Annotated in this window: 23 protein-coding genes and 1 pseudogene; 11 read left to right on the top strand and 13 right to left on the bottom strand. The window is 40.8% G+C overall.

Annotated elements, in window-relative coordinates:
- The first annotated feature begins 131 nt into the window (after positions 1-131).
- The 3 genes from G9371_RS15745 to G9371_RS15735 are packed head-to-tail and all read left to right on the top strand — an operon-like array spanning position 132 to position 3,791.
- On the top strand, positions 132-767 hold the full coding sequence (locus G9371_RS15745) for a response regulator (protein ID WP_000633798.1): 636 nt from the start codon (positions 132-134) through the stop codon (positions 765-767).
- Positions 768-777: 10 nt separating this feature from the next.
- Complete coding sequence (locus G9371_RS15740; protein ID WP_001160340.1) at positions 778-2,346, top strand: sensor histidine kinase; 1,569 nt, start codon at positions 778-780, stop codon at positions 2,344-2,346.
- 23 nt (positions 2,347-2,369) lie between these two features.
- A complete protein-coding gene (locus G9371_RS15735) occupies positions 2,370-3,791 on the top strand; it encodes a sigma-54-dependent transcriptional regulator (RefSeq protein ID WP_000840556.1) in 1,422 nt (473 codons plus the stop codon).
- A 3-nt stretch (positions 3,792-3,794) separates the two neighbouring features.
- On the opposite strand, the gene G9371_RS15730 is transcribed toward G9371_RS15735, so the two are convergent.
- From G9371_RS15730 to lptF, 4 genes are all read right to left on the bottom strand, one after another.
- Complete coding sequence (locus G9371_RS15730; protein WP_000939109.1) at positions 3,795-4,979, bottom strand: S41 family peptidase; 1,185 nt, start codon at positions 4,977-4,979, stop codon at positions 3,795-3,797.
- A 15-nt stretch (positions 4,980-4,994) separates the two neighbouring features.
- Complete coding sequence (gpmI, locus tag G9371_RS15725) at positions 4,995-6,542, bottom strand: 2,3-bisphosphoglycerate-independent phosphoglycerate mutase (protein WP_005140210.1); 1,548 nt, start codon at positions 6,540-6,542, stop codon at positions 4,995-4,997.
- 125 nt (positions 6,543-6,667) lie between these two features.
- Positions 6,668-7,738 carry an LPS export ABC transporter permease LptG gene (gene lptG, locus G9371_RS15720; protein WP_002062387.1) on the bottom strand — a complete coding sequence of 357 codons (1,071 nt, stop codon included), beginning with the start codon at positions 7,736-7,738 and terminating at the stop codon, positions 6,668-6,670.
- Complete coding sequence (lptF, locus tag G9371_RS15715) at positions 7,738-8,838, bottom strand: LPS export ABC transporter permease LptF (RefSeq protein ID WP_000586912.1); 1,101 nt, start codon at positions 8,836-8,838, stop codon at positions 7,738-7,740. Before lptF ends, lptG begins: the two co-directional genes overlap by 1 nt.
- Before the next feature lie 143 nt (positions 8,839-8,981).
- Between lptF and G9371_RS15710 the strand changes: the two genes are divergently transcribed.
- The 4 genes from G9371_RS15710 (at position 8,982) to G9371_RS15695 (ending at position 11,856) form a co-directional block, all read left to right on the top strand.
- Positions 8,982-10,430: a leucyl aminopeptidase gene (locus G9371_RS15710; protein WP_029424463.1), complete on the top strand. Its 1,449-nt coding sequence runs from the start codon at positions 8,982-8,984 to the stop codon at positions 10,428-10,430.
- Entirely contained in the window at positions 10,423-10,830 is a 408-nt protein-coding gene (locus tag G9371_RS15705) for a DNA polymerase III subunit chi (RefSeq protein ID WP_165471286.1), read from the top strand. The genes G9371_RS15710 and G9371_RS15705 overlap by 8 nt, the downstream gene beginning before the upstream one ends.
- A 38-nt stretch (positions 10,831-10,868) precedes the next feature.
- Positions 10,869-11,507 carry a hypothetical protein gene (locus G9371_RS15700; protein WP_001988710.1) on the top strand — a complete coding sequence of 213 codons (639 nt, stop codon included), beginning with the start codon at positions 10,869-10,871 and terminating at the stop codon, positions 11,505-11,507.
- A 130-nt stretch (positions 11,508-11,637) separates the two neighbouring features.
- Positions 11,638-11,856, top strand: coding sequence for a hypothetical protein (locus tag G9371_RS15695; protein WP_000354154.1), 219 nt, complete (start codon positions 11,638-11,640; stop codon positions 11,854-11,856).
- 59 nt (positions 11,857-11,915) lie between these two features.
- Here G9371_RS15695 and G9371_RS15690 read toward each other — a convergent pair whose 3' ends face one another.
- The 6 genes from G9371_RS15690 to glnK all read right to left on the bottom strand — a co-directional run bounded on the left by G9371_RS15690 (position 11,916) and on the right by glnK (position 17,418).
- Complete coding sequence (locus tag G9371_RS15690) at positions 11,916-12,575, bottom strand: riboflavin synthase (RefSeq protein WP_000493866.1); 660 nt, start codon at positions 12,573-12,575, stop codon at positions 11,916-11,918.
- A 42-nt stretch (positions 12,576-12,617) separates the two neighbouring features.
- Positions 12,618-13,910, bottom strand: coding sequence for a DNA adenine methylase (locus tag G9371_RS15685; protein WP_001083669.1), 1,293 nt, complete (start codon positions 13,908-13,910; stop codon positions 12,618-12,620).
- Positions 13,907-14,992 carry a bifunctional diaminohydroxyphosphoribosylaminopyrimidine deaminase/5-amino-6-(5-phosphoribosylamino)uracil reductase RibD gene (ribD, locus tag G9371_RS15680; RefSeq protein ID WP_001292512.1) on the bottom strand — a complete coding sequence of 362 codons (1,086 nt, stop codon included), beginning with the start codon at positions 14,990-14,992 and terminating at the stop codon, positions 13,907-13,909. The genes G9371_RS15685 and ribD overlap by 4 nt, the downstream gene beginning before the upstream one ends.
- 15 nt (positions 14,993-15,007) lie before the next feature.
- Positions 15,008-15,466, bottom strand: coding sequence for a transcriptional regulator NrdR (nrdR, locus tag G9371_RS15675; protein ID WP_000543541.1), 459 nt, complete (start codon positions 15,464-15,466; stop codon positions 15,008-15,010).
- Between the two features lie 158 nt (positions 15,467-15,624).
- Complete coding sequence (locus G9371_RS15670) at positions 15,625-17,022, bottom strand: ammonium transporter (protein WP_000738520.1); 1,398 nt, start codon at positions 17,020-17,022, stop codon at positions 15,625-15,627.
- A 57-nt stretch (positions 17,023-17,079) separates the two neighbouring features.
- The gene (glnK, locus tag G9371_RS15665) at positions 17,080-17,418 is read right to left on the bottom strand and encodes a P-II family nitrogen regulator (RefSeq protein ID WP_000780327.1); all 339 of its coding nucleotides are present in this window, start codon (positions 17,416-17,418) and stop codon (positions 17,080-17,082) included.
- 279 nt (positions 17,419-17,697) lie between these two features.
- On the opposite strand from glnK, the gene G9371_RS15660 reads away from it, so the two are divergent.
- Both G9371_RS15660 and G9371_RS15655 read left to right on the top strand, forming a co-directional pair.
- Positions 17,698-17,925, top strand: a complete 228-nt coding sequence (locus G9371_RS15660) for an accessory factor UbiK family protein (RefSeq protein WP_000894500.1) — start codon at positions 17,698-17,700, stop codon at positions 17,923-17,925.
- 65 nt (positions 17,926-17,990) lie between these two features.
- Positions 17,991-19,478: a YifB family Mg chelatase-like AAA ATPase gene (locus tag G9371_RS15655; protein ID WP_000010467.1), complete on the top strand. Its 1,488-nt coding sequence runs from the start codon at positions 17,991-17,993 to the stop codon at positions 19,476-19,478.
- Between the two features lie 14 nt (positions 19,479-19,492).
- Here G9371_RS15655 and G9371_RS15650 read toward each other — a convergent pair.
- Positions 19,493-20,927: pseudogene (locus G9371_RS15650) on the bottom strand (PLP-dependent aminotransferase family protein).
- Between the two features lie 111 nt (positions 20,928-21,038).
- Here G9371_RS15650 and G9371_RS15645 point away from each other — a divergent pair.
- Both G9371_RS15645 and G9371_RS15640 read left to right on the top strand, forming a co-directional pair.
- Positions 21,039-21,815 carry an aldolase gene (locus G9371_RS15645; protein WP_000845034.1) on the top strand — a complete coding sequence of 259 codons (777 nt, stop codon included), beginning with the start codon at positions 21,039-21,041 and terminating at the stop codon, positions 21,813-21,815.
- Between the two features lie 15 nt (positions 21,816-21,830).
- Positions 21,831-22,709, top strand: coding sequence for a dihydrodipicolinate synthase family protein (locus G9371_RS15640; protein ID WP_029424464.1), 879 nt, complete (start codon positions 21,831-21,833; stop codon positions 22,707-22,709).
- A gap of 42 nt (positions 22,710-22,751) precedes the next feature.
- On the opposite strand, the gene G9371_RS15635 is transcribed toward G9371_RS15640, so the two are convergent.
- Together G9371_RS15635 and G9371_RS19240 are read right to left on the bottom strand one after the other, a co-directional pair.
- The gene (locus G9371_RS15635; RefSeq protein ID WP_000975212.1) at positions 22,752-23,564 is read right to left on the bottom strand and encodes a TorF family putative porin; all 813 of its coding nucleotides are present in this window, start codon (positions 23,562-23,564) and stop codon (positions 22,752-22,754) included.
- A 56-nt stretch (positions 23,565-23,620) separates the two neighbouring features.
- Positions 23,621-23,791 carry a hypothetical protein gene (locus tag G9371_RS19240; protein WP_000492276.1) on the bottom strand — a complete coding sequence of 57 codons (171 nt, stop codon included), beginning with the start codon at positions 23,789-23,791 and terminating at the stop codon, positions 23,621-23,623.
- Positions 23,792-23,844: the final 53 nt, after the last annotated feature.

Here is a 23,844-nt window from a genome sequence, read left to right as displayed (position 1 = left end):
TTTACCGACACAATTGTGCACAACTATTCGCTCACTATAGAAGAATAGGATTGCTAATTTTGTCATTCCATTGCAAGCTTATTTTGCTTTATGTAACAAAAAACTTGTTTTTTGAAAGAAAGGAGGTCTTCTTGATTACAGTTTTAGTTGTCGATGACCATGAACTGGTACGTACGGGTATTTGCCGTATGTTAGAAGATCATGCCGATGTTGAGGTAATTGGACAAGCCGAATCGGGCGAAGAAGCAATTGCTATCGTTCGCCAACAACATCCGCAAGTCGTACTGCTGGATGTCAATATGCCGGGCATCGGTGGCGTAGAAACAACCCGTCGTTTATTACAGACGGCTCCAGAGACAAAAGTCATTGCTGTAAGCGGCCTCGCCGAAGAGCCTTACCCATCTTTATTATTAAAAGCCGGTGCAAAAGGCTATATCACTAAAGGCGCGCCAATTGCCGAAATGGTTCGTGCAATTAATAAGGTCATGCAAGGCGGTAAATATTTTAGTGCAGATATTGCCGAACAACTCGCGAGCTCATATTTATCCGACACTCAACAATCCCCTTTTGATTCGTTATCAGAACGGGAAATGCAAGTTGCAATGATGATCGTCAACTGTATTAGTGCCCAAGAAATTGCCGATAAACTTTTTGTAAGTGTGAAAACTGTAAATACTTACCGTTATCGTATTTTTGAAAAGTTAGGAATTGATAGCGATGTAAAACTAACACATCTTGCGATTCGTTACGGTTTGATCAAGCCATAACCAAACTTACATGCAATTTCCCTTAAATTCATCCTTGTCCCATACGATTTTTCGTTTGGGCACTTGGTATGGCTTATACCGTCTTATTATTGCGGTTAGCCTGAATATTATTTTAGTTTTAACCGATGCGCAAACTGATAACAGTTTGCAGCAACCTGCCTTATATTCCTACACACTACTCGGCTATTCGCTCTTAAGTCTTGTTCAGCTGTTATGCTTTAAATTTATTGCTACTCAAGCCACACGACAGCTTATTTTATTTTTTATTGTTGATATTATTTGTTTGAGTTTACTGACTTTTTCTGTGGGTGAACCAAATTTACAACTCAGCTTACTCTATGTAATTGCCATCTTTACCTCGGCGATTTTGCTCAGCGCAAGAATGTCTTTGCTGATTACATTGCTTGCGGTTATTGCTGTTATTTACCAACGATTTGTAGGTAGCCTATTTGACTATAACAATCTAAATACTATTGGTAATAGCGCTCTCTTAGCTTTCTTATTTTTTGTGGTTCACGGAATTGGCCAAATTGCAGTGCAGCGCTTTAAATTACTTGAAGCACTCACCTTTCACCAGTCAATTGAACTTTATCAACTCCAAAATATTAACCGTTATATCTTAGAACAAATTGAAGAAGGCTATTTAGTTTTGGATGAGAATTACGACATCGTTGTCAGTAATCCTGCGGCCTGTTCACTCTTGGGTATTCCCCCTCAATTTGCCAATGAAAAATATCCTTTAGCAAAGTGGCATACCGATTTATTTGAAATTTTAAAGTTTGGCGACTTAAAAGAAGGTGACCGATTCATTTTTGAGTCTCGGCTATCGGCGTACTCCATCAACATTAAAGTGCAACACCTTTTGGTCCCACAACAAACGCTAACCCTGCTCATTTTACAAGATGCCCAACAAATTAATCAGCAAGCACAACAGCTTAAGCTTGCTGCGCTAGGGCAACTCTCAGCAAGTATTGCACATGAGATCCGCAATCCTCTCGCTGCAATCGTACAAGCAAATGAGTTACTGAAAGATAGCGATCCAGAACAACAAAATACTTTGCGTCATATGATTGGCAAACAAACCAAACGTATTGATAGTATTGTTCAAGATACCTTAGGGCTTGCTCGTAGCGAAAGAACACATCCTATCCAGATCGATGTAAAACACTTCATAGTTACATTGCTCGAAGAAGATTTATTTGACGTTAAACATTCAATTCAACTTAAAATTTCGGATAGTTCTTTAAAATTTTTATTTGATGAAAAACAATTAAGACAAGTCATGATTAATCTGGTGAGAAATGCTTTACGGCATAATGCCCCCGACTCACCGTACATTACGATCAACATTCATTCACAGACAAATAAAATTTATATTGATGTGATCGATTACGGTGAAGGTGTTTCAAAACGTGATATATCTCAATTATTTAAACCATTTTTTAGTACCGAAATTAATGGAACTGGTTTAGGATTATATTTGTCTCATAGTTTTTGTGAGGCGAACCATGCAAAGCTCACCTATGTAGAGCAAAAACAAGGGGCATGCTTCAGAATAGAATGCCCAATAATATATTGATTTTTTATTAGGTTTTTGGGGAAATGGCAGAACAGCAACCACTGGTTTTGCTTGTAGACGATGAAGAAGATTTGTGCCTTTTAATGCAAATGACACTTGCACGAATGGGGATTAAAACACATCTTGCTTATCGGGTTGAACAGGCCAAACAACTCTTCACTCAGTTTCATTACGATGCGTGTTTAACCGACTTAAACCTACCCGATGGGAGCGGGATAGATTTAGTTAAACATGTCTCTCAAAATTATACTAATACTCCCATTGCCGTTTTAACCGCCTACGGCAATATGGATATTGCAATTGCAGCATTAAAAGCAGGCGCTTTTGATTTTGTAAGCAAACCGGTCAACCAAGTACATCTAGATCAGTTATTACAAAAAGCCTTGAATCGGCAAAAAGTAGAGCATGATGCTACCGAGAATGCGTTAGAAAATAAATTATTAATCGGCCGTTCTCTACCCATCCAGCAGCTACGTATTGCAATTAAAAAAATTGCTCGCTCTCAAGCACCGGTATTTGTTACCGGTGAGTCTGGAACAGGTAAAGAAGTAGTTGCTAACTTAGTTCATCGGCTGAGTAACCGTAGTGAAGGCCCTTTTATTGCAATTAACTGCGGTGCCATTCCAACCGAACTCATGGAAAGTGAGCTTTTTGGGCATAAAAAAGGGAGCTTTACCGGAGCAACTCAAGATAAGCAAGGCCTCATTTTATCGGCACACGGTGGCAGTTTATTTTTAGATGAAATTGCCGAATTACCTTTAAGTATGCAGGTCAAACTGCTCCGCGCAGTACAGGAAAAAAAGATCCGACCTGTCGGTTCAGATCAGGAAATCGATGTTGATTTCCGTGTGATTAGTGCAAGTCATCAAGATTTAGATTTATTGGTTAGACAAGGTAAATTCCGTCAAGATTTATTCTTCCGTATTCATGTTATGGACCTCATATTGCCACCTCTACGTGAACGTGGCGAAGATGTCCTTTTACTAGCCAATCACTTTATTCAGAAAGTTTGTATGGATTGGGAAACGCCACCTAAACAATTAACAGAAGCGGCCAAAACTTATCTGCTACAGCAACACTTTCCGGGTAATGTTCGCGAATTAAGAAATATGATTGAGCGCGCAATTACCTTAAGTGAAGATGCCACGATAGATGTATCTCATTTACATCCTGCTCCTCTAAGAGCGAATATTTCTAATCCTTTTGCTTCGGCTGCTCAAAGCATACAAACCACTGTGGCAGCTCCTCAAGTCGTAAAAAAATTACCAAGTGAAGGCTTAGAACGTTATTTAGAAAATATTGAAAAAGATATTTTACTCAATGCACTCAATATGACTCATTGGAATCGTACTTTAGCAGCTAAAAAATTAGGAATGACTTTCCGCTCTTTACGCTATCGTCTGAAAAAATTTGGATTAGATACGGAGACAGAACAGGAAGTATAAAATTTACTTTCTTTTTAGAAGGAGATCGGCAACACGATCTAGATAAACTTCTTCTTTCATTTCTGGGGGTAAGGGATAAGTCTGGTTAGGCTGAATACCTTGCCCCTCAATCATATTACCATTTGGTGTGTAGTAATGTGAGACTGTCATTTGTAGCGCTGCCCCACTTGGTAGAGGGAAAAGCTTTTGCACAACACCCTTTCCATAACTTTTTTCACCCATGACCCAAGCACGTTGATGCTCTTTCATTGCAGCAGTAAAAACTTCTGCTGCCGAGGCAGATCGGTGATTAATTAAAATACCAACTTTTATATTTTGGAAATCGTTACCCGGTAAAGCCTGAAATTGCTGGTTGCCTTCTGAACGACTTTTTGTAGAGACAATAATGCCATGATTTAAAAATAAATCGGCTGACTCAACAGCAGCAGATAACAAGCCGCCTGGGTTATTTCTTAAATCAATTAACACCGCTTTTAAACGCGAAGAACTATTTTCTTCAATTAAACGCTTAATCTCATTGGCGGTATCTTGTTGAAATACTCTAATTTTTAATACCAACACCTGATTGTGCAACATCACAGGCTCAATATCGGTTTCAATCTTTTTATTACGGACTAAACTAATTGGACTATTTGACTCTTCTGTTTGTACTTGAAGCGTCGAGCCTATCGATCCATAAAGCAAACCTAGCACCTGATCATGTGTCAGATTTTTAAGTTCCTGATTATCAATCTTTAAAATAGTTTGGCCATTTCTTAAGCCTAGTTTATATGAGTCAGAACCCGTCTTAAGGTCACGAATCATCCATTTATGAACATGTGATTCGGGGCTTAGTACAAAATCAACTGAAGCAAGATCCCCTTCAGTATATTGAATGAGTTGACGGTATTCTTCAGCTGACAAATAGCGGGAGTAACGGTCTAGACCACTGACTAAACCTTTAATTGCCTGTAAAAATAAAGCATCATCCGATTTTTCATCGACATAATTATCACGGACGATTCCATATATTTGTACAAACTGTTGAATAGACTCAATAGGTACTTCTGCATAACTTTCTTCTGATTCTGGGGAATCAGGATGCAGAGGCGATAATTTTTCTTTTACAACAGGGGCTGCAAGAGCAAGCTGGCTGCAACACATCAATACGCTAACAAAAAAAGCTTTATATATATTGTGTTGCAGCATTTAGTCACCTATCGCTTAAGCAGACAATGTAATGAGATTACGACCTTGCATTTCAGCAGGCACAGGAATCTGCATTAAGTTCAGAATGGTCGGTGCAACATCAGCAAGCACGCCACCTTCTGCAATCGTTGCTTGGGTTGGACCCACATAAATAAAAGGCACAAGCTCTGTTGTATGCTGAGTATGAACCTGACCACTTTCATAATCTTGCATTTGTTCAACATTACCGTGGTCAGCCGTAATAAGCATATGGCCTTTTTTCGCCATTACAGCTTCGTATACACGACCTAAACATGTATCAACTGCTTCAACAGCCTTAACTGCAGCATCAAATACGCCTGTATGACCGACCATATCACCATTGGCATAGTTCACAACAAGTAAGTCGTACTCACCCGAGTTAATTGCTTTGACTAGCTCATCAGTTACTTCATAAGCACTCATTTCAGGCTTTAAGTCATATGTCGCAACGTTTGGCGATGGAATTAGAATTCGCCTCTCACCTGGATATTCGTCTTCACGACCACCACTAAAGAAGAAAGTCACATGGGCATATTTCTCAGTTTCAGCAATACGTAATTGTGTTTTACCTAAAGAAGATAAATATTCACCAAGCGAGTTCTTTAACTCTTCAGGCATATATGCCACAGGTGCATCAATACTTGCCTGATAACGCGTCAACATGACAAATTTAGAAAGGTTCGGTACAACTTTACGCTCAAAACCTGCGAAATCTTTTTCAACAAACGCACGCGTAATTTCACGGGCACGATCAGCACGGAAATTCATAAATACAACACTATCGCCATCTTGAACTTTAGCGATCTCACCAATACGGGTTGCTTTTACAAACTCATCATTTTCATTTGCAGCATATGCAAGCTCTAAGCCTTCAACCGCAGTAGTTGCAGTACGAACAGCTTCACCTTCCGTTAATAAACGGTAAGCCTGCTCAACACGATCCCAACGGTTATCACGATCCATTGCAAAATAGCGACCAATCATGGTTGCAATACGGCCCTTGCCTTCATATTGAGCGAATAAAGCATCTAATTTTTCTAATGAAGGTTGAGCACTACGTGGAGGAGTATCACGACCATCAAGGAATGCATGTAAGTAAACTTTCGCACCGCGTTTTAAGGCAAGTTCACACATCGCCACAATATGATCTTCATGTGAATGGACGCCACCTTCTGAAAGTAGCCCCATAATATGAACTGCGCCACCCGCTGCTTTTGCTTTTTCTACAGCATCAACCAATACTTCGTGCTCAAAAAAAGCACCAGTACGAATATCTTTAGTAATACGTGTGAAGTCTTGGTATAACACTCGGCCAGCGCCAAGGTTCATGTGACCAACTTCAGAGTTACCCATTTGTCCATCAGGTAAACCAACATCTTCACCAGAACCAGAAATGAGACTATTTGGATGCTTTGCTTTCATTGCAGTTAAATTCGGGGTTTTTGCTGCAAGAAAAGCATTATCTTCAATCGCTTCACGGTGTCCAACACCATCCATAATGACCAGAACGTGAGGGATCTTGCCAGCAGTTGCATCCGTCATAATCAATTTCTCTTTTGTCTACAATTTCATCGCAATATCTTACCGAATTTTCGGTGAAGACTCTATTTTTTCCTATGGCTTTCCCCAATGCTCCTCATTGAGAAAGCCATTCATATACTTTCAATTTAACGGGCCCGATAAAGCAAATAACTTCCGGCACCAAACATTAAAATAATAGGCATGAGTACAAACCAAGCTGGTGAAGGCGCGTATACCAAACTTGCGTAGCCCAAGAAGTCTTGTAAATAATAAAAGCCTAAACCAATGAAGAGTGCGATCACCAAACGGAAACCCATCGACTGTTGACGTAGTGGACCAAAAATAAAAGAACAAGCCACTAATACAAGAGTAATGAGTGAAAATGGAGAAGCGACTTTTTGCCAAAAAGCTAATTGGTAAGTTTTCGGTACTTGGCTATATTCGTCCATATAGCGCATAAAACTAATCAGCTGACTTGGAGACAAGTCCTCAGGGTCTAAAGTCACCATGTGTACATATTTAGGCTGTAGAGCCAAACCTAAAGACTGCTGATCATGATTATTTAGTATCGAATTACCATCTGTAAGAATGTCCATCTGGCTGGCTTTCTGTAAAGACCATTGCCCATCTTGGATAAACTTTCCTTGCTCTGCATTAATTAAAGACTGTAAATGGTAGTCTTTGTTAAAGTCTACGACCTGAATATCTCTTAAATTTCCTTGTGAGTTCGCATAATCAATATAAATAAAACGTTGCCCTTCTCGTGACCAATAGCCTTTCACTTCACCTAAAGCAGCAACTGATCGATGGCTTTTGACACTTTGCGCTTTCTCATTTGTATAGGGAACAACCCACTCACTTAGAGCAAAAGACAAAACAATAAGTAGCAAAGCTGAGCGCATAACCCAACCTACAATACGCCATAAGCTAATCCCGACTGAACGCATCACGATCAGCTCACTATTGGATGCTAAAGCGCCTAACCCAATCACAGCGCCAATTAAGGCCGAGATAGGTAAAATTTCATATAGATAGCGAGGGGCACCCCATAACACATAGATAAAAGCTTGCCATGCATTATAGTCAGGTTTTAGCTCACCTAATTCACCCAGATAAGTAAACAGGATTTGCAAAACAGACAAAACAATGGTGGTACCAAACATTGCGAGCGCAGTGGTTTTCGTCACATATTTGGCGACTATTCGACGTGCTAACATTATAATTTCACTCGCTTAATCTGTTTCTTGATTTTCGGCCCTAATTTCTGCTTACGTGAAAATAAGGCAGCTGCGATTGCATAAACCAATAAAGCCACTGGATAAGCCCAAATATCCAGTTCTCCTTTACTTATACGAGTTTTAATTGCAATCATGAGTACGATCAAACTCGCGAAAATAAAGATAGATGGAATAAGGCGATAATAACGACCTTGTCGCGGGCTTACTTCCGACAATGCCACAGATAGCATCAAGGCAATAATAATGGTAAACGGACCAAATAAGCGCCAGCCCAACTCACTTCTTACGACCGGATCATTTGCTTTAGAAAATAGTTTTGATGTGGAAAGTGCTTCTACATCGCCACTCTCAAACTTAACATCTTTGTCATTTTCTAAACGTAGACGATAAGACTGGAACTCTGCTTGTGTATATTTTGGTTGTCCCGGGAATATTTCATAGCGTCGACCTTGAACGAGATCAACCACATTGGCTGTATCATTCGCGACCTCAACACGTGTTGCCTCTTTTGCCAAAATCATGACATCTGGCTTGCCTTCTTTGGCTGCACGCTGATAAAAGAAAATATCTTTAAGGTTTTTTCGATCTTCCGACAAAGAACCTGCATAAATCGTATAAGGTCCAGAAGAAATAAACTCTCTTGGTCGCACCAAGTCAAACCCTGTACGCACTGCTTGGGTTGTAGTTAATTTTTCGAATTCACGAAGTCCCCACGGCGTCATCCAAAGCATAAGTACGGACTGACACACCATGTAAACCAGTGTCATTGGAATAAGTAAGCGCGCTAACTGATGACGACTTACCCCACTACCATTCAATACGGCCATTTCATGGTCAACATATAAACGACCAAACACCAACATTAAACCAATAAAAAACCCAAGTGGTAAAATGAGGGTTAGAAATTCAGGTAAACGATATCCAATGATGCTAAACAAGATACTGGCATCTAGTCGCCCCTGTGCCGCCACACCAAAGTATTTGATCAGACGACCACCCATCATGATTAAGGTCAATAATGCAATGACCACCAATGAGGTAGAGACAACTTGCTTGACGAGATAACGCCGAATAATCAAATTAATACTTCCAAAAGGCTAATCGGGACGAACGCTAGTTTACCCGAATGTTAAAAATATAAAACCGCACATTGCAACGCTATGCTTGAAAGTGTTTCAATGTTTCAATCCAACATAACTTTCTATAGGCAATCACGGCAGCCATGAAATTTACAACTTATACAACTTTTCCTGAACAAACATCTAATGAATCTTTGTGGATTTTAGTTGATTCAGAACAGCTACAAAGCAATCTCAATACATATCAAATCAATAATCTAGAAAGTATTCTTACAGCAACTCAATTTAAAGCCAACTTCAATGAAACGTTGCCATTATTTGGTCAACTTAGCACTCAGCCCCATAGCCAATTACTTGGTTTAGGAAAAGCAGCTGAACTTCAAGCAGCTAAGTTAGCAAAATTGGCGCAAACCATTATCAATTCGGCACAAAATAAATTTAAGCATATCGCAATTGATATTGCTGCGTTACCTGTCGAATACCATTATTTATTTGCATTAAGCTTAACTCAAGCAGCTTATGGTTATGATGAGTTTAAATCGAAAAAAAATGAATTTGTGTTACAACAAGTTGATTTAATTAGCTCACAAACCAGCCTTGATGAAAATCAACTCGCTTTAGTACATGCCGTACAATCTGGTCAGTCTTATGCTCGTGACTTAGGAAACCGACCAGGTAATATCTGTTTCCCTGAATATCTGGCAGAACAGGCGTTAGCTTTAGCTGCAGAATTCCCAGACTTACTTAAAGTCACTGTCTTAAATGAGCAACAAATGGCTGATTTAGGCATGTATGCATTTCTTGCAGTCAGCAAAGGGTCTGAGCGTCCGGGCCGTATTGTGACTCTTGAATACCAAGCACAGCTTGAACAAGCTCCTGTCGTACTTGTCGGTAAAGGCGTAACTTTTGATACAGGCGGTATTTCTTTAAAACCAGGGCTTGGCATGGATGAAATGAAGTTTGATATGTGTGGTGCAGCTTCTGTACTCGGCACAATCCGTGCTTTATGTGAGGCACGTCTTCCAATCCATGTTGTGGGTGCGATTGCAGCTGCGGAAAATATGCCTTCAGGTAAAGCAACTCGCCCAGGCGACATTGTAACAACCATGAGTGGGCAGACCGTTGAAATTTTAAACACTGACGCTGAAGGCCGTTTGGTCCTTTGCGACACCTTAACGTATATCAAACGTTTCAATCCGGCAGTTGTGATTGATATCGCAACATTAACTGGTGCTTGCGTAGTTGCGTTAGGTAAAGTACTGAGTGGTTTATTTTCTCCGGACGATACTTTGGCAGCCGAACTCCAACAAGCTGGTGAGCAATCATTTGACCGTGTATGGCGCATGCCAGTGATTGATGATTATCAAGAACTATTGGACTCTCCTTTTGCAGACATCGCTAACATTGGTGGACCACATGGCGGCGCAATTACAGCAGCCTGCTTCCTTGAGCGTTTTACTCGTGACTATCGCTGGGCTCACTTGGATGTTGCCGGAACAGCATGGTTATCAGGCTCAGCAAAAGGCGCAACTGGTCGTCCAGTACCGCTACTTATGCAATTCTTGGCTAACCGTGTAAGTACGAATGGCTAAAGTTAGCTTTTATCTGTTTGAAACCAGCGAAGAACGGCAAGTCGATAGTGCTTGCCGTTTATGTCGAAAAATTTTACTGAAACATTCAAAAATCTGGTGGTATTGCCCAGATGTGCAGTTACAACAAACACTTGATGAAAAATTGTGGAGCTTTGATCCGACCAGCTTTATTGCCCATGGCGTTGATCAGGTAGATGCGGCAGTATGTATTTCGGCTAAACAACCTTCTGAACAAGGTTGGCTGGTATTTAATTTTAACAATCATACACTTGAACAAGTGAATCATTTTAGCCACATTATAGAAATTGTTGAAAATAATGAAGCAGCCAAGCAAATTGGCCGAGAAAAATTTAAAATGTATCGTCGTTTAGGTATAGAACCTCGAACCTTTAAATTATAACGCGCTAAAATGTAAATACTGTTGAGCAAAGGAGAACTGTGGTGGCATTAAATGTCGGGCAAGATTTTAAAAAAAGATGGTTAAATGCGCCTGAAGCTGTCCGTCATGCTTATCAACAGGATTTAGCTCGTATTTGTGATTTATTAGAGCCTCAGACTCCTATTCAACTGTGGGTTTTAAATGACGAAAAAGCGCAGTTAGAATCACAACAAAATATTGAAAAGGCATATGCTGACTTAAAGGCAGAGTTAATCGAGCAAGCGCGAATTCGTCGCCAACTTGCTTTAGAAAAAGCTCTTGCAGATAAGCGCGCAAAAGAAGCAGCTTATGCTGCTGAATTACAGGCCGACGAAGTTCGTAAATTTAGTGAACAAACGGAAGCTTTGCAGGCTTTACGCAGTCATTTAGAACAAGAAGTTGCTGAACATACTGCACGTTATCAGAAAAACCCTGAAACGCCAGCAATTGACTATTCTTCTGGTGCAAAACTTAGCATTACTGACGATCAAATCTTATCTGAGCTTGAAAGTGTACGTGTTCGCCTAGAACTTGAAGCTGAAAGCTTAATTGAACAGGCAGTAACAGTTTTCCGTGCCAAACTGCATGCTGCGGCTCAAGAAGAAATTGAATATATTTTAAAGAATTCTAACTTTTCTGATGAAAAAATAGAAAAGTAAAGTTTTAATATTCTTCCTGTCATCAAAATGACATTTAATTGTCACAAAATGGTCATGCATAATATTCTTATGGTTCAAGCAATTATAAGAATAAATCATGATTATTTATGAAAATTAATGAGGGTAAGAAATGGACATTCCGCATCAGATTTCAACGCAAATTGAGCAACTTAATCAAGGCGAGCAATGGACCTTCTCAGCACAAGAACTTTATATGAGTCATAACGACTTTAATTCGCTTTCAATCTTACTCACACGAGCATCGGAAAAAGGCGAATTTTCAATTACACGCACTCAGCATAATAAACCTTGGGTCGGTACACACTCAGTTACTCTCACCAAGCATTAATTTTTAAAATAAAAAACCGGAACGTATGTCCGGTTTTTTTATTTTGGCAATTTAAAAGTTTATTTTAAAAAACCATTTTCAGCTAAGAAAGCCATACTAATATTTGATTCGGTTTTCTGTTCAGCAGCTTTATCACCTAGTAATAAACGCTCGATATAACGTGCTAAAACATCAACTTCAAGATTGACCTTGCTACCCACTTGCCATGTTCCAATATTAGTACGCTCTGCTGTGTGTGGGATTAGGTTTAAACTTAAAATATTACCGCGTAAATGATTAATCGTTAAGCTAATACCATCTACAGTTACTGAACCTTTCTCTGCCAGATATTTGGCAAGTTCTACAGGCGCAGTCACTTCAAAATAAATTGAGCGAGCATCTTCACGTACTAGGGTAATTTCACCTACACCATCAACGTGACCACTTACAATGTGTCCACCAAAGCGGGTAGTCGGTAACATGGCTTTTTCCACATTGACACGTTGACCAACTTTCCAGTTACCCAAAGTCGTGCGGTTTAAACTTTCACGGGACACATCAGCCGCATACCAGTTATCACCCCACTCAATCACTGTGAGACAGATCCCGTTAGTTGCAATTGAGTCACCCAAATGTACGTCAGACATATCCAAATCGGTTTGAATACGTAAACGTACATCGCCACCTACACTTTGCAGGCTTTCTACTTTACCTAAACTTTCAATAATGCCTGTAAACATGGCTCAATCTCCAAATCTTTTACACTGCTTAAATTGCAGCGCTTACCAAAGTGCGAGCTGTGTACTATTGCCTGATGTATCTACACCACCTAGCTCGGCAAAGTGGTAAAGCTGGCCTAACAATTGACGTAACGGTGGCCCTGGTTTGGCATGAGTATCTGTAATCACAATAAACTCAAGCACACGTGCACGCTCTGACTGACGTTGTTTACTTACGCGATAACGTGGAACATCTTGAGTAAGTAAAGTCACTTTTCCACGTTCCAGATTGGCCATCAGTAAATCTTTCGGCTCAATGTTACCATCGGTCGAATAACTGGTCAGAATATAACGTGCATTGATGGTTGAAAGTAATTTTTCATACGCATCTTTTGCATGTTTAGAAGAGTTATAAGGACTTGGACGTTCTTTACGCCATGCACGGTCAATACCACTCTTATAGCCTTTCGTATCTGGCGGTGGTAAATCGACTTGATCCCATAACGTCAACGCATTTAAAACGTGATAGTTACTACTGTAAGCATGCTGATTATAAGGTGGGTCAAGATAGGCTACATCTACTTCAAAACCGCTCATCTGATTTGCTAGATGCTGAGCATCTACACACCACATTTCAGCAGCAGGGCGTTTACGGTCGCCAATCTCACAGAAACGGCTCGGTGTTAACCAAAGTAGTGATTCGATACGCTCTAACGCTGTTTGTGTACGTCCGCCCCACCCTTGGTGGAAGCTTTTAAATACACCACTAGTATTACTCACAAAACTTGCCGAATAGAGTAATGGCGCAAGCAAGGCACTCATTTCTACATCATTAATTGCACCTTGCGCTTGCCATGTTGCAATTTGCTGGCGAATCGCATCGATGCGCATACCATTGCGACGTTTAAAGAATAAACGGTCACGAGATGGATCATAGACATCATCATTACGAGGGCAAAGATTGTGTGTTACCCAGCCTTTAACCTCGGGTAAGCGGTTTAAATAATCAATCGCTTTCTGATAGCCACCCAACTCTTTAAAAGCAGGTGCATCGACACACGCTAAAATTGCATGATTTAACGCATGGCTATAAGGTTCCCAGTCATTTGCAATCACACGGTAACCATTTTGACGCGCTAAACGAGACACTACACCACTACCTGCAAAAAAGTCAGCAAAAATCGGGGGGTTCTTTTTCTTGCTATTAAGCGTCCCTGTGATTTCCAGAGCTTCTAAAATTAAGTGGAGCAATCGGCGCTTGTTGCCCAAATACGGGACAAGCTGATGGAAAAGATATTCGTCTGTCGTGCGGGCTGCATGACGACGTTTGTGGTATACCGAAGGCTCTGAATTCATACTTTCTCTTGCGTAGGGATTAACCTTAAGCGTATATCTTGATCAAGTTGTGTTACATCAAGAAGTTTAAAACGAAGTTGCTGTGCCATATATTCAAAATCTGCATTGAACATGGCTCTTGCACTTTGCCCCAATAAAGTTGGAGCCACATAACTGATCATTTCATCAATCAAGCCTTCTTGCAAAAAGGCACTTGATAATGTCGCGCCAGCCTCGATCAGCACATCATAAATTTGGTATTGCTTAGATAAGGTCTGTAATAGTGTTTTTAAAGGCTGAATTTCTAATTGTATCACGCCTAAGTCAGCAAGTTCCTGACGATATGGTCCCATGACCATCACAGTTTCAGGATTTTCTAAAATTTTAGCGGTGAGCGGTAAACGCCCTCTCCGATCTAGAATTACACGTTTTGGCTGAGCAACCGTTTCGATATCAACATTATGAAGTGAACGTACATTAAGTTGGCAGTCATCGGCAATTACAGTTTCAATACCTGTAATCACGGCGCCTGAAATGGCACGCCAATGTTGGACATCTTGACGGGCCGCAGAACCTGTAATCCACTTCGACTCACCAGATGCCATCGCAGTACGTCCATCAAGACTAGAAGCAACTTTTAATCGTACATATGGCATGCCGGTAGACATCGCTTTTAAAAAGCCTTGATTAAGTTGAGCTGCCAAATCTTCACAAATACCGATTTCTACTTCAATACCGGCATTTTTTAATATCTGAACACCTTTACCTGCAACCAATGGATTAGGATCAGGACAAGCAACCACTACTTTTTTAACTTGGGCTTTCACCAATGCTTCGGCACAAGGAGGGGTTCTGCCATAATGTGCACATGGTTCAAGCGTGACATAAGCCGTTGCACCTTGTGCCTGTTCACCCGCCTCGCGTAAGGCAAAAACTTCAGCATGAGGTTGACCAGCTTTAGGGTGAAAACCTTCACCAATGATTTGATTATCTTTGACAATGACACAACCCACATTCGGATTTGGTTTTGTCGAATAGAGTCCTCGTTTGGCAAGTTCAATGGCTTGCTGCATCCAGTATTGATCTTGTTTTAACTCAGACATAAAAATCTCAAATGATTAGTGTTCACGTTGTTGCATTTGCTCAATTTGGCGGCGAAACGCTTCAACATCCTGAAAGTCTTGATAAACCGAAGCAAAACGAACATAGGCAACGTGGTCAAGTGCAAATAAAGATTGCATGACAATCTCACCAATCGTTCTGGATTTCACATCACGCTCACCCAAACGGCGAATTTGCAACTGAATATCGCTTAGAACCGTCTCGATCTGCTCTTGTGTCACTGGACGTTTTTGTAAGGCATGCATAAGCGAACGACGTAGCTTCGCCTCATCGAACGGTTCATTTTTTCCATTCGATTTGATCACACGGGGCATCACCACTTCATAGCTTTCAAAAGTGGTAAAACGTTCACCGCAACTTACACACTCACGACGTCGACGAATCTGACAGCCTTCTGCGGCTAGACGCGAATCGATGACTTTACTATCTGCGGCGTTGCAAAATGGACAATGCATAGCGGACTTAATAGGGTCAATTACTTTGACCTAGTGTAGCAAAATTTCTACACTTACAGAACCAGCATTCTATGAGACAAAAAAACAGCCCTGTCCGAGATCAAAGCATCGCTTTGATCACAGCACAAGACTGTTTTTGATATAAGAATTATTAGTGATTATTCAATACGTTCGCCATGTTGGCTTAAGTCCAGGCCCATACGTTCATCATCGGAATTAACACGAAGTCCAATGATAAGGTCAATCACTTTAAGAATAATGAAAGTTGCGATACCACTGTAAACCATTGTCGCAAGCACACCTTCGACTTGTACCCACAACTGACCAGCGAATGTTGGTGCTAATGCTACGTTGGCTGCCTTAATGATTTCATCACTATAAAATACGCCAGTTAAAATCGCACCGACAATACCACCTACAGCGTGTAAACCAAACGCATCCAAAGCATCATCGGCTTTAAGTAAGCGTTTAAGTGCCGTAATACCCCAGAAGCAGACTACGCCACCAATAAGGCCCATTACTAAAGCTCCGCCTACACCAACAAAACCAGCTGCAGGCGTAATCACAACTAAACCAGCAACAGCTCCAGACGCACCGCCCAATACAGAAGCTTTACCACGGATCATACGTTCTACTACCAACCAAGAGAACGCAGCAGCAGCGGCAGCAACTTGAGTCACTAAAATTGCCATACTTGCACGAGCACCAGCACCTAAAGCACTACCACCGTTAAAGCCGAACCAACCCACCCAAAGTAAACTTGCACCGATTACAGTTAAAGTTAAGTTATGTGGCGCCATAGATTCACGGCCAAGACCAATACGTTTACCAAGCATATAAGCAGCAACTAGGCCTGCAACACCGGAGTTAATGTGTACAACCGTACCGCCAGCGAAATCTAATGCACCTGCTTTAAATAACCAGCCATCTGCCGCCCACACCCAGTGAGTAATTGGCGCATAAACCACAAGTACCCAAATTGCAATGAATGCCATGAAAGCTGAGTATTTCATACGATCAGCAATCGAGCCACTCAAAATTGCGACAGTAATGATGGCGAAAGTCATTTGGAAAATAACAAAGAGGCTTTCAGGAATTGTCCCACTTAGTGCATCAAAAGCGACACCATTGAGCATTGCTTTAGACAAATCACCAAAGTATGCACCTGTGCCAGAGAACGCGATTGAATAACCTGCAATCACCCAGAGCAAACTTACTAAAATTGCAGCAGAAAGGCTAAACATCATAGTGCTTAAGACATTTTTCTTACGGACCATACCACCGTAAAATAACGCCAAGCCTGGAATTGTCATCAACAGAACCAAAGCTGTTGAAATTAAAATCCAAGATGTATCACCGGTATCGAGTTTTGCAGTCGGTGTCGGAGCAGCCGGAGTTTCCTCAGCTGCTGGTGCCGCTGCAATTGTTGCAGGAGCTTCAGACGTTGATGTTGCTGTAACCTCAGATGTTGGTGTTGTTACAGTCTCTTCTGCCCAAGCGGCAGTACCACCCAAAAGTGCGCCGGTTAAACTCAGCGCCATAAGCATTTTTTTCATTCGTGTCCCCCAACCTCATTTGCGAGCTATTTATTGCTCAGCAAGCTTTGTGCCAATTTAGACAGCATCTGGTCCTGTTTCACCTGTACGGATACGGATGACTTGTTCCAGATTAGTCACAAAAATCTTACCGTCGCCGATTTTTCCAGTGCTTGCCACACGTGTAATTGACTCAATTACCGCTTCGACCATTTCATCACTAATCGCAATTTCGATTTTTACTTTAGGTAAGAAATCAACCACATACTCAGCGCCGCGGTAAAGTTCTGTATGTCCTTTTTGACGACCAAAACCTTTAACTTCAGTTACGGTAATCCCTTGTACACCAATGTCAGAGAGTGCTTCACGCACATCATCCAATTTAAACGGTTTTACAATTGCAGTTACAAGCTTCATGTTTGTTTCCTTCGGCTTCTTTTCACCAGTAAGGTTTTATGTTCAATTTTCATGCCAATATTTCAAAGGTTGGAGGATATGAATCTTTTGCATGAGCTTTCTTTATAACCTATTTAGTTATCAAGATGTAGATGAGCAACTAAAAATAAAATGAATTTTCAGTGCTGTTTTTATTTCAATTTATCGTTATGACATGGCTAAAAGCCAAGAAGCCTATATCCTAGATTCAAGCAGTGTTAAACTGGCGAGCATAAGGTAATACAACAGTTTGGATATCTCATGCTAGAAACTCTATTACAGGCCATTTTGGAACAAATTGACGAGCCTAAAAAAGATTTAGAAAAAAACTTACGTGCATTATTAAATGAAACTGTCGAGAAATTAGATCTTGTCTCTAAACAAGAAATCGAAAGACAAAAAACAGCCCTTCATTTAGCCAATCAACGTTTAGAAGCGCTACAAAAACAAGTCAGTCTATTAGAAGAAGCTTTAAAGAATAAAAAATAAGCACCAACGTAGCGCACTTATACTTTACAACGATTAAAAATGAAGCACCATAATGGAACAATAAGATGTCTTTTTCTAAAATTTATACTCGGGGACTTTTAGGATTACATGCGCCTCTCATTGAGGTTGAGGTGCATGTGAGTCAAGGCTTACCCTCTCTGACTATTGTAGGCTTAGCTGAAGCAGCCGTTAGGGAAAGTAAGGATAGGGTTCGCTCAGCTATTATTAACAGTGGATTTCAATTTCCAACTAAGCGGCTGACCATTAACCTTGCTCCTGCAGATTTGCCCAAAGATGGTTCACGGCTAGATTTACCAATTGCTTTAGGCATCTTAATTGCCTCTGGTCAACTTCCGGAAAACTGCACAGAAGACTTTGAATTTATTGGAGAGTTAGCTCTAGACGGTCATGTAAGACCTGTGTCAGGCGCCTTAACTTTAGCAATGGCATGCCAGCAAGCTCAGCATAAAATCGTTTTACCAGTCGATAATAGCCAAGATATTAGCCATTTACCTAATCTTGAGTGTTATCCGGTTAACCATTTAAAAGAGGTGTGCGAGCACTTTTTAGGCACACAAAAGCTAGCTCATGCGCAGCAAAGTGCCTATTCAAATGAAATGCCCTATAAATTTGATCTTGCAGATGTTAAAGGTCAGCTACGCCCACGGCGTGCACTAGAAATTGCTGCCGCTGGGGGACATTCCCTGCTCTTTAAAGGACCACCAGGCACAGGTAAAACTTTATTGGCCTCACGCCTGCCTTCCATTTTACCGCCACTTTCTACTCAAGAAACTCTTGAAGTTGCAAGTATTTATTCTATTTCAAATACACCACATACTTTTGGGCAGCGTCCATTTCGCGCGCCCCACCATACAGCATCAGCAATTGCACTGGTTGGGGGCGGTTCACACCCTAAACCGGGTGAAATTACTTTATCTCATTTAGGTGTTCTATTTTTAGATGAACTCCCCGAGTTTGACAGAAAAGTTCTAGAAGTCTTACGCCAACCGCTTGAGTCAAAAGAAATCATTATTTCACGAGCAGCTCGGCAAATTACCTACCCTGCAAACTTTCAGCTCATTGCAGCAATGAATCCTTGTCCATGTGGGTATGCATTTAATCAAGATAGCCGTTGTCAGTGTTCTCCAGAAAGCATTAAGCGCTATCAAAATCGTATATCGGGACCGTTACTCGATCGTATCGATTTACATATTGATGTACCGCCATTAAAAGCTCAAGAACTGCAAGACCCAACACCTGCAGAAGATTCTACAACTGTACGACAACGTGTGATTTATGCTTATGAACAACAAATGCAAAGACAGGATTGTTTGAATCAGGCGCTCTCACCCAAACAACTGGAACAACATGCCGTTCTCGATAGTACTTCACAGCGAATGATTGAAATGGCTCAGCAACGTTTAAATTTATCTGCTCGAGCTTATCATCGCGTTTTACGGGTTGCTCGTACTATTGCCGATTTGGCTCAAAGTGAGGTCATTCAAAGTCCTCATCTTACAGAAGCACTCTCTTATCGAGGTAATCATTCTTAAAATTAAACAGCGGATTATGAGTCCGCTGTTCTTTTATTAAAGAGCTTCATTTAAGGTCTCAATTAGAGAGGTGATTTCTTTCTCTGATAAAGCTGCAAAACCAAAGCGAATACAATGATTAGCACATTCTTTCTGTTTAAACTTCTGCTCTGTATCAATGTTGAGTTCTTTTAGCTTTATGAGCTGATCTTGAGTAAATGATTTTTGAAACTTTACCCACAAAGCCATTCCACCCGCAGGCGGTTGTATCTGAATACTCTCAGCAAAAACTCTTTGAAACTCAGCTAACGCATGGTCTCGACGTAACTGATAAATCTTTTTCATTTTACGAATATGCCGCTTGATCTCCCCTCGTTGCATTAAATCTGCTAAAGCGAGTTCTGTAATATTATTGCCCTGCCGATCAATCAATAAAATATCTTCAGTAATGGTTTGAATGATGGTTGGACTTGCCACGATGTAACCTAACCGAATACCGGGTGCAAAAACTTTAGACAATGAACCTACATGAATAACCAACTCAGAATGAGGCAAACTTGCTAAGGGTGGCATAGGCCGGCTGTCATAGTGGAATTCATGGTCATAGTCATCTTCAATAATGTAAAACCCCCATTTTTTTGAAAGTTCTAAGAGTTGAAGACGGCGGCTCATTGTCATGGTAACGGTTGTAGGGTACTGATGATGTGGGGTTGTATAAATTGCTGCAACCGAGTGTTCTTTTAAAATCCGTTCGAGTTCTTCAATAACAATACCTTGTTCATCTAATTTGACAGAAACCACTTGAAAGCCATTTGATTGAAATGCTTTAAAAGCAGATGGGTAATATAATTCCTCAATGACGATGACACCCTGCCGATTGGGTAATGCACGAGAGGCAAGAAAAATTCCCATCTGGCTACCACGTACAATACAAATCTCATCTTCGGCAACATTCATGAAACGTTCCATCGATAACATTTGTTTTAAAGCCTGCCTTAGTTCAGCCATACCGCGTGGGTCACCATATCCCATATACTGGTTTTGAGTAATTTTAATGAGTGCGTGCCGATAGGCCCTCGAGAATAATTCATAGGGAATAAGCCTCGGATCTGGCACACCATCGTTATGGGGCCGCTGAGCAACTTGTTGAATTATTGGTTTATCACTAACTTTTCGATCAGCTCTTGGCTCTATTTGAGGTTTTTTTTCCGGTAAAACATCTGCCACAAATGTGCCTTTTCGAGGCCGAGTCACAAGCCAACCTTGTGCCTCCAATTCTTCATAAACTGCTTGTACCGTTTTTCGATTAATTCCCAATTCTTTTGACAGGCTGCGAGACCCCGGCAGCATAGTGCCCTGTACTAAACGGCCACTCAAAATTTCCTGACTAATCAAGTTGGTCAGTTTTAGAAAAACCGTTTTTTCTTCTCTTTCATCAATGCGGAAATGTATTTGCCAAGGTCTTAGCATATTCGCCCCATCTGGACCATATAACTTATAAAAACTGGATGTATTGATCCATCCAGCTATTTTCTATTCTGCCTTCACCTACTTAATTTGGTCAACTGGACTGGAGAAGAGATGAAGACTGCTTCTGTAAACAAACACGACTTGATGCAACACGCACAGCAAGACATGCAAAAGTGGATGAGCGACTTAGATTTAACAGACCGTCAAAAGCTTGCACTGACTTGCCGTATTTTATTTGATCATGGGCATGACGCTGGGTTAGCGGGTCAAATTACATGCCGTAGTGAAAATAAAGAAACCTTTATTACTCAACGTTTCGGTTTAGGTTTTGATGAAATTACTGCTTCAAACTTGCTTGAGGTGAATCAGGACTTAGAACCCATCAATCAAGAAGGCATGGCAAACCCAGCCAACCGTTTCCACACATGGATTTATAAAGAACACCCAGAGGTGAACTGTATTATCCATACGCATCCTACCTATGTAGCGGCCCTGTCGATGCTACAGATTCCGCTTATGATTTCCCAAATGGACGTTTGCGCACTTTACGAAGACTGCTCATTTGTAGGTCATTGGCCGGGAGTTCCTGTAGGTAATGAAGAAGGTATTTTGATTTCTTCTGCTCTGGGTAAAAACCGCGCTGTTTTGTTGTCTCATCATGGTCAATTGGTCACAGGAAAAACCATTGAAGAAGCCTGCAACTTGGCGCTTTTAATTGAACGTGCAGCTCAACTGCAACTTTTAGCCATGTCTGCCGGACAAATCCAGCCTATCCCCCACGCTTTGGCAGCAGAAGCCCATGATTGGGTGTCTACCGATAAACGCAACAAAGTGAACTTTGCTTACTACGCACGTAAAGCTTTGAAAAAACATTCTGACTGTATTTAAAAAGAGACCTCGACCATGAAATTAAACGGCATTATTGGCTACCCTGTTACTCCGTTTTCTTATGACAACACCATCAATCTTCCTGTTCTAAAACAAATGCTGGATTTGCTTATTGAAAATGGCTGCGACGCGATTGCACCTTTAGGCAGTACAGGTGAAAGCGCTTATCTTGAATGGGATGAATGGTGCTTAGTCGCGAAAATTTCAATTGAAAGCATTAATAAACGCGTGCCTGTCATTATTGGGATTTCAGAACTCACGACTAATCAAGCCATCAAAAAAGCCCAAGTCGCGCAAAGCTATGGTGCAGATGCACTTATGGTGATTCCCGTATCTTATTGGAAGCTAACAGACCAAGAGATTTTTGAATATTATCAAGCAATTGCCCAAGAAACCACTCTACCAATTATGATTTATAACAACCCCGCGACCAGTGGTGTTGATATGTCTCCTGAATTAATCGTGCGCATGTTTAATAACATTGCAAATATTATGATGGTAAAAGAAAGCAGCGGCGATATTCAGCGCATGCATAAAATTTATGAGCTATCAAAAGGTGAACTTCCATTTTATAACGGCTGTAACCCTCTAGCTTTAGAAGCTTTATGCGCAGGAGCAAGCGGTTGGTGTACAGCAGCACCCAATCTGTTAGGTCAACGACCTCAACAGCTTATTGAATATGTAAAAAATGGTGAATTGGAACAAGCCCAGAAGTCATTTTATCAGCAGCTTCCTCTATTACGCTTTATTGTAAGTGGTGGTCTGCCTAAAACGATTAAAGCAGGTTTACAACTAAAAGGTGTCGCTGCAGGAGCACCACGCAAGCCGTTGACCAAAGCCACGGATATTGAGCTTAATCAGTTAAAACAACTACTTTCTGAAATAGAAAACTAATAAAAAAGCGGGTTTATTGACCCGCTTTTTTAAAACCCCAACTTAGAATGTTTTAGTTAAACTAAACACTAAACCTGTGTCATAAGGTTTTTTCTGGGCATCAGTCATGCCAGAAGTACTAATATCTGTACCGACAACATCTAGCTCAGCAACAATACCCAAGATGTTATAGTTTACGCCGACTTTATAATCAATATAGCTATCATCTTCACCTGGTCCACCTGCAACTACAAGTAAAGAATCTTTGTTTTTAAGCTTGTTATAACCAACTGAAGCAAGTCCAGTAAATCCGGTGTCTGCAATTGGTGCCGAATAACCCACGTTAAAATACCAGAACTCGTCAGAGTGGCCCCAGTAATCGTTAGAGTAGTTCACACCTACACTAAGGGCATCACCTTTAAATAAAGAATCTGCAAACGTTAATTTTCCGTAAAACTCGGTAAAGTCAAAACCAGTGTCACCATTGTATGGATTAGTGAATTTTGAATCAGAGCCAATGTAACCATAACGGATCACACCAACATCATAAGTCGGTGCAAGTGTATCTGACAGTTTTAAGGTGTTGGTATAACCTAACGAGATATCAGTTTCAGTTGAAACACCAGGTGTATTAAAGTCTACGCTTGACCCCCAAAGCGCAACATAAGCACCTGACTTATGAGAGAAAGTGAAGCCACCTTGAATAGCTGGATTATTTGAAGACTGCGTAATACCGCGGAAGCGATAATCTGTAGTAGCAGCCACACTACCAGTTGCGGTGATGCCGTAAAAAGATGGAGCATCTTCAGCCATAACCATGGTTGAACCTGCCGTGAGTACGCCGAATGTTACTGCTTTAAGTGCAAACTTCATCATTTTGATCTCCCCCACAATGAACGCACGATTTATATGACTTAAACAAATTTTGTTACTTAAGCTTTAGCAATTGCTGTGCCAAGTTCATATTTGGTATCGCTACACTTCATTAATTTAGAGACTAAAAAACTTATACAACGCGAAAAATAAAAATCTTCTAAATAATTATTTTTATATATAACAATAAAGTATGAACATTTTGTTTGCGTAAAATATAAAGAAAACATGAGAAAACACCTTATCGGAAATAAACAAGCCGAGATCGGTAGTATTGAATGGT

Source organism: Acinetobacter sp. EKM10A (assembly GCF_011075215.1).
GTDB lineage: Bacteria > Pseudomonadota > Gammaproteobacteria > Pseudomonadales > Moraxellaceae > Acinetobacter > Acinetobacter baumannii.
The sequence above is the reverse complement of the archived record's forward strand: the minus strand, read 5'-3'. Positions and strand labels throughout refer to the sequence as shown.

Coding starts and splice junctions, on each gene's coding strand:
- G9371_RS15740 (WP_001160340.1), top strand. CDS start 778: ATGCAATTTCCCTTAAATTCATCCTTGTCCCATACGATTTTTCGTTTG.
- G9371_RS15735 (WP_000840556.1), top strand. CDS start 2,370: ATGGCAGAACAGCAACCACTGGTTTTGCTTGTAGACGATGAAGAAGAT.
- G9371_RS15730 (WP_000939109.1), bottom strand. CDS start 4,979: ATGCTGCAACACAATATATATAAAGCTTTTTTTGTTAGCGTATTGATG.
- gpmI (WP_005140210.1), bottom strand. CDS start 6,542: ATGACGGATGCAACTGCTGGCAAGATCCCTCACGTTCTGGTCATTATG.
- lptG (WP_002062387.1), bottom strand. CDS start 7,738: ATGTTAGCACGTCGAATAGTCGCCAAATATGTGACGAAAACCACTGCG.
- G9371_RS15710 (WP_029424463.1), top strand. CDS start 8,982: ATGAAATTTACAACTTATACAACTTTTCCTGAACAAACATCTAATGAA.
- G9371_RS15705 (WP_165471286.1), top strand. CDS start 10,423: ATGGCTAAAGTTAGCTTTTATCTGTTTGAAACCAGCGAAGAACGGCAA.
- G9371_RS15695 (WP_000354154.1), top strand. CDS start 11,638: ATGGACATTCCGCATCAGATTTCAACGCAAATTGAGCAACTTAATCAA.
- G9371_RS15690 (WP_000493866.1), bottom strand. CDS start 12,575: ATGTTTACAGGCATTATTGAAAGTTTAGGTAAAGTAGAAAGCCTGCAA.
- G9371_RS15685 (WP_001083669.1), bottom strand. CDS start 13,910: ATGAATTCAGAGCCTTCGGTATACCACAAACGTCGTCATGCAGCCCGC.
- ribD (WP_001292512.1), bottom strand. CDS start 14,992: ATGTCTGAGTTAAAACAAGATCAATACTGGATGCAGCAAGCCATTGAA.
- nrdR (WP_000543541.1), bottom strand. CDS start 15,466: ATGCATTGTCCATTTTGCAACGCCGCAGATAGTAAAGTCATCGATTCG.
- G9371_RS15670 (WP_000738520.1), bottom strand. CDS start 17,022: ATGAAAAAAATGCTTATGGCGCTGAGTTTAACCGGCGCACTTTTGGGT.
- glnK (WP_000780327.1), bottom strand. CDS start 17,418: ATGAAGCTTGTAACTGCAATTGTAAAACCGTTTAAATTGGATGATGTG.
- G9371_RS15660 (WP_000894500.1), top strand. CDS start 17,698: ATGCTAGAAACTCTATTACAGGCCATTTTGGAACAAATTGACGAGCCT.
- G9371_RS15655 (WP_000010467.1), top strand. CDS start 17,991: ATGTCTTTTTCTAAAATTTATACTCGGGGACTTTTAGGATTACATGCG.
- G9371_RS15645 (WP_000845034.1), top strand. CDS start 21,039: ATGAAGACTGCTTCTGTAAACAAACACGACTTGATGCAACACGCACAG.
- G9371_RS15640 (WP_029424464.1), top strand. CDS start 21,831: ATGAAATTAAACGGCATTATTGGCTACCCTGTTACTCCGTTTTCTTAT.
- G9371_RS15635 (WP_000975212.1), bottom strand. CDS start 23,564: ATGATGAAGTTTGCACTTAAAGCAGTAACATTCGGCGTACTCACGGCA.
- G9371_RS19240 (WP_000492276.1), bottom strand. CDS start 23,791: ATGTTTTCTTTATATTTTACGCAAACAAAATGTTCATACTTTATTGTT.